Source organism: Enorma burkinafasonensis (assembly GCF_902150035.1).
Classification (GTDB): domain Bacteria; phylum Actinomycetota; class Coriobacteriia; order Coriobacteriales; family Coriobacteriaceae; genus Enorma; species Enorma burkinafasonensis.
Genome location: NZ_LR597535.1, coordinates 1 through 5256 on the forward strand (window position 1 = coordinate 1; position 5256 = coordinate 5256).

2 rRNA genes are annotated in these 5256 nt (G+C 65.7%); both read left to right on the plus strand.

Annotation, left to right across the window (positions count from 1 at the left end):
• Positions 1-313 precede the first annotated feature (313 nt).
• Positions 314-1816 (plus strand): 16S ribosomal RNA (locus FS885_RS09665).
• Positions 1817-2168: 352 nt separating this feature from the next.
• A 23S ribosomal RNA gene (locus FS885_RS09670) occupies positions 2169-5139 on the plus strand.
• The 16S and 23S rRNA genes sit together here, the layout of an rRNA operon.
• Positions 5140-5256 lie beyond the last annotated feature (117 nt).

Genomic DNA, 5256 nt, shown 5'->3' on the forward strand with positions numbered 1-5256 from the left:
TTCTGGCAATATATCTCCTTGCCGCGCGGCGCCGAGCCGCGCAGGCGGGTACCTTGGGAACCGGATACCGCGAGGCGGGAGAGGGAGAATGCGCGGGAGCGCGCCCTCCTCGCCAGGGAAGAGACGAACGAACACCATTGTGATTCGAGCGGAACTCACCTAAGTGAGATGATTCTTCGGCCCCCCTCGGGGGGCGAGTCGATTCACCTTTCCAGGAATGAAAAGTAACGCTACGCAATCGGATGGATCCAGATCGGCGTCATGCCGGCCGGGTGCGGACACGCTCCGACATCCAGGCTGATGATAAATCGCTTGGACGGAGAGTTCGATCCTGGCTCAGGATGAACGCTGGCGGCGCGCCTAACACATGCAAGTCGAGCGGCACCCCCCTTCGGGGGGAAGCGAGCGGCGAACGGCTGAGTAACACGTGACCAACCTGCCCTCCGCACGGGGACAGCCGCGGGAAACCGCGGGTGATACCCGGTGGCCCCCGGGGACCGCATGGCCCCCGGGGCATAGCTCCGGCGGCGGGGGATGGGGTCGCGGCCCATCAGGTAGACGGCGGGGTGACGGCCCACCGTGCCGACAACGGGTAGCCGGGTTGAGAGACCGACCGGCCAGATTGGGACTGAGACACGGCCCAGACTCCTACGGGAGGCAGCAGTGGGGAATCTTGCGCAATGGGGGCAACCCTGACGCAGCGACGCCGCGTGCGGGACGGAGGCCTTCGGGTCGTGAACCGCTTTCGGCAGGGACGAGGATGACGGTACCTGCAGAAGAAGCCCCGGCTAACTACGTGCCAGCAGCCGCGGTAATACGTAGGGGGCGAGCGTTATCCGGATTCATTGGGCGTAAAGCGCGCGTAGGCGGCCGCGCAGGCGGGGGGTCAAATCCCGGGGCTCAACCCCGGGCCGCCCCCCGAACCGCGCGGCTTGGGTCCGGCAGGGGAGGGTGGAACGCCCGGTGTAGCGGTGGAATGCGCAGATATCGGGCGGAACACCGGTGGCGAAGGCGGCCCTCTGGGCCGGCACCGACGCTGAGGCGCGAGAGCCGGGGGAGCGAACAGGATTAGATACCCTGGTAGTCCCGGCCGTAAACGATGGACGCTAGGTGTGGGGGGAACATCCCTCCGTGCCGCAGCCAACGCATTAAGCGTCCCGCCTGGGGAGTACGGCCGCAAGGCTAAAACTCAAAGGAATTGACGGGGGCCCGCACAAGCAGCGGAGCATGTGGCTTAATTCGAAGCAACGCGAAGAACCTTACCAGCGCTTGACATGCAGGTGAAGCCGGGGAGACCCGGTGGCCGGAAGGAGCCTGCACAGGTGGTGCATGGCTGTCGTCAGCTCGTGTCGTGAGATGTTGGGTTAAGTCCCGCAACGAGCGCAACCCCCGCCGCGTGTTGCCATCATTGAGTTGGGCACCCACGCGGGACCGCCGGCGCCAAGCCGGAGGAGGGCGGGGACGACGTCAAGTCATCATGCCCCTTATGCGCTGGGCTGCACACGTGCTACAATGGCCGGTACAGAGGGTTGCCACCCCGCGAGGGGGAGCGGATCCCTAAAGCCGGCCCCAGTTCGGATTGGGGGCTGCAACCCGCCCCCATGAAGTCGGAGTTGCTAGTAATCGCGGATCAGCATGCCGCGGTGAATGCGTTCCCGGGCCTTGTACACACCGCCCGTCACACCACCCGAGTCGTCTGCACCCGAAGCCGCCGGCCCAACCTTTCAGGGGGGAGGCGTCGAAGGTGTGGAGGGCGAGGGGGGTGAAGTCGTAACAAGGTAGCCGTACGGGAACGTGCGGCTGGATCACCTCCTTTCTAGGGAGACATTTCTTAGAGAGACAAGACGAATATTTTCCTCGACGGTTTTCAGCCGGATGCGGGGCGTGCACCCGACCGGCCTTCCCTGGCGCCCGCCCCCGCGGTCTCCGGCCCCCGGGGCGCGACCCCGCGTACCTTGAGAGCCGCATAGCGCGATGGAGCCGGGCGGGAGCCCGCCTCCAGTCGCGATCTCCATAAGACGCATCTATGAGAATCAGATATCATCTGACCGAATCATTTTCGGGAAGCATCTGAGCGATCAGATAGGCGACACCGATCGAATCGATATCATCGACACCGATGCTATTCATGTTTACATATCGTTGGATACCGTGGCCCGCGCTAGGCGCGGGAAGATGACACGGGCGCACGGCGGATGCCTTGGCGCAGGGAGCCGACGAAGGGCGCGGCAAGCCGCGATAGTCCCCGGGGAGGCGCACACGGCCTTCGATCCGGGGGTGCCCGAATGGGAGAACCCGCATGGCGGAGGCCATGCATCCCCGCCCCGAATACATAGGGGCGGGGAGGGGAACCGGGGGAACTGAAACATCTAAGTACCCCGAGGAGGAGAAATCAATCACGAGATCCCCCGAGTAGCGGCGAGCGAAAGGGGGCGACGGCCAAACCGGCGAGCGCTCAACGGCCTGAGGGCCTCGCGCCGCCGGGGTTGTAGGGCCGCCCGCCCGGGAGCCTCAGCTCCCGGCGCGCACCGACCACAGGGAGCCGAACGGCATGGGAAGGCCGGCGGCACAGGGTTAGGGCCCCGTAGGCGAACCTGATGGCCGGGCGCGGAGGCGGTCCCTGAGTAGGGCCGGGCACGTGAAACCCGGTCCGAACCTGGGTGGACCACCATCCAAGCCTGAACACTACCCTGCGACCGATAGTGGACAAGTACCGTGAGGGAAAGGTGAAAAGCACCCCGGGAGGGGAGTGAAACAGCACCTGAAACCGTGCGCCCACGAGCAGTCGGAGCACCGTTAGGTGTGACGGCGTGCCTTTTGTAGAATGAGCCAGCGAGTCAGACGCGCGCGGCGAGGTTAAGCTGGGAAGCGAGCCGCAGCGAAAGCGAGTCCGAAACGGGCGGCGCAGTCGCGCGCGCTGGACGCGAAGCCGGGTGAGCTATCCCTGGGCAGGCTGAAGCGGGGGTAAGACCCCGTGGAGGGCCGAACGCACGTCGGTTGAAAACGGCGGCGATGACCTGGGGATAGGGGTGAAAGGCCAATCAAACCCGGAGATATCTCGTTCTCCCCGAAATAGCTTTAGGGCTAGCGTCGCGCGTTCTCCGCCGGAGGTAGAGCACCGGACAGGTGAGGGGGCTTCGCCGCCTACCGATCCCGACCGAACTCCGAATGCCGGCGGACCTGAGCGCGGCAGTCAGAGCATGTGGGCTAAGCTGTGTGCTCGAGAGGGAAACAGCCCAGACCGCCCGCCAAGGCCCCCAAGTCCGTGCCGAGTGGCAAAGGATGTGCGTCCGCCCAGACAGCCAGGAGGTTGGCTTAGAAGCAGCCACCCCTTCAAAGAGTGCGTAACAGCTCACTGGCCGAGTGGACATGCGCCGACAATACACGGGGCTAAGCACGGCGCCGAAGCGGCGGATACCCTTCGGGGTATGGTAGGGGAGCGTCCCCTGGGGGGCGAAGCGGAGGGGCGACCCTCCGTGGACCGCAGGGGAGCGAGGATGCTGGCATGAGTAGCGAGAGACTGGAGAGTAACCAGTCCGCCGTAAACCCGAGGTTTCCTGGGCGAGGCTAATCCCCCCAGGGTCAGTCGGGGGCTAAGGCGAGGCCGGCAGGCGTAGCCGAAGCGCAGCAGGCAGACATTCCTGCACCGCGCACGCGGCGCTATGACCGATGCGGCGACGGATGGGGGTGGCTCGGCCGGGTTCTGGACGTCCCGGTGATGGCGCGCGGCCCGAGGCGGAGGGAAGTCCCCGCCTCATCGAGGGTTAGGCGCCGGACGAAGCGGCTTCGCGAAGCGAGTGAGCCCGTGGTCCCTAGAAAAACCGCTAGGCAGGCGCGTGCGCGCCCGTACCGCAAACCGACACAGGTGGGTGGGTAGAACATACCGAGGCGATCGGGAGAACCGTGGTCAAGGAACTCGGCACAATGGCCCCGTAACCTAGGGAGAAGGGGTGCCGGCGCGTACGTGAAGGGGCATGCCCCCGGAGCGGAGGCCGGCCGCAGTGAAGAGGCCCAAGCGACTGTTTACCAAAAACACAGGACTCTGCAGAAGCCGCAAGGCGACGTATAGGGTCTGACGCCTGCCCGGTGCCGGAAGGTCACGCGGAGGGGTTAGGGTTCGCCCGAAGCTCCGAAGCCAAGCCCCGGTAAACGGCGGCCGTAACTATAACGGTCCTAAGGTAGCGAAATTCCTTGTCGGGTAAGTTCCGACCTGCACGAAAGGCGCAACGACTTGGGCGCTGTCTCGACCACGGACCCGGTGAAATTGCACTGGTCGTGAAGATGCGACCTACCCGCGGAAGGACGGAAAGACCCCGTGAACCTTCACTGCAGCTTGGCATTGGCCGCTGCTCGGGAGCGTAGAGGATAGGCGGGAGGCTTCGAAGCGGGGGCGCCAGCCCCCGTGGAGCCGACCTTGGAATACCGCCCCCTCCCGTGCGGCGTCCTAACCCGCGGCCGCGATCCGGCGCGGGGACCGTGCCAGGTGGGCAGTTTGACTGGGGCGGTCGCCTCCTAAAGGGTAACGGAGGCGCGCGAAGGTCCGCTCGGGGCGGTCGGCAACCGCCCTTTTGAATGCAAGAGTACAAGCGGGCTTGACTGCGAGACCCACGAGTCGAGCAGGTGCGAAAGCAGGCTCTAGTGATCCGGCGGCCCCACGTGGGAGGGCCGTCGCTCAACGGATAAAAGGTACTCCGGGGATAACAGGCTGATCTTGCCCAAGAGTCCACATCGACGGCAAGGTTTGGCACCTCGATGTCGGCTCATCGCATCCTGGGGCTGGAGCAGGTCCCAAGGGTACGGCTGTTCGCCGTTTAAAGCGGTACGCGAGCTGGGTTCAGAACGTCGTGAGACAGTTCGGTCCCTATCCTCCGTGGGCGCAGGAGACTTGATGGAGGCTGCCCCCAGTACGAGAGGACCGGGGTGGACGCGCCTCCGGTGAACCGGTTGTCGACCAACGGCACGGCCGGGTAGCCGCGCGCGGCGCGGATAACCGCTGAAGGCATCTAAGCGGGAAGCCGTTCCAGAGATGGGGTCTCCCTTCGGTAAGGGCACTCGTAGACGACGAGTTCGATAGGCGGCAGGTGCAAGCGCGGCGACGCGCTCAGCCGAGCCGTACTAATCGCCCGAGCTCTTCACGCTCCAGGCGCGGGCCCGCATCGGCGGGTCGGTGGCGCCTGCTTCCCGGGTGCGCCGGGCGGGGATCGCGGCATCACGCGCTGTGCGGCCCTGAGGGCACGCGGGGGGATCGACCCCCGG